Annotated in this window: 1 protein-coding gene; it reads right to left on the bottom strand. The window is 61.8% G+C overall.

Annotated elements, in window-relative coordinates:
* Positions 1-46 precede the first annotated feature (46 nt).
* Positions 47-691: amino acid ABC transporter ATP-binding protein (locus tag TRP66_RS23445; protein WP_333407947.1), on the bottom strand; the 645-nt coding region annotated here is incomplete at its 5' end.

Raw genomic sequence — 691 nt, 5'->3', positions numbered from 1 at the left:
GTAGGAGCCAGCTTGCTGGCGATAGGGCCGCAAAGCGGCCCCAGGCTTAATGAATGATCTGGCTCAGGAACAGCCTGGTCCGGTCACTCTGTGGGTTGTCGAAGAAGTCGTTCGGCGCGGCCTGTTCGACGATTTCGCCCTTGTCCATGAAGATCACCCGGTTCGCCACGGTACGGGCGAAGCCCATTTCGTGGGTCACGCAGAGCATGGTCATGCCCTCTTCCGCCAGACTGACCATGGTGTCGAGTACTTCCTTGACCATCTCCGGATCGAGCGCCGAGGTCGGTTCGTCGAACAGCATGATCTTGGGTTTCATGCACAGGGCGCGGGCAATGGCGACGCGCTGCTGCTGGCCGCCGGACAGCTGGCCCGGATACTTGTGCGCCTGCTCCGGAATGCGTACGCGCTCCAGATAGTGCATGGCGATTTCCTCGGCCTTCTTCTTCGGCATCTTGCGCACCCACATCGGCGCCAGCGTGCAGTTCTGCAGGATCGTCAGGTGCGGGAACAGGTTGAAGTGCTGGAACACCATGCCGACTTCCCGGCGGATGGTTTCGATCTGCCGCAGGTCGGAGGTCAGTTCGGTGCCGTCGACGATGATCCGGCCCTGCTGGTGTTCTTCCAGACGGTTCAGGCAGCGAATGGTGGTCGACTTGCCCGAGCCGGACGGACCGCACAGCACGATACGCTC

This window comes from Pseudomonas sp. JDS28PS106 (assembly GCF_036706555.1).
In the GTDB taxonomy this organism is placed as follows: Bacteria; Pseudomonadota; Gammaproteobacteria; order Pseudomonadales; family Pseudomonadaceae; genus Aquipseudomonas.
This window is presented reverse-complemented; position numbering and strand designations above follow the sequence as displayed.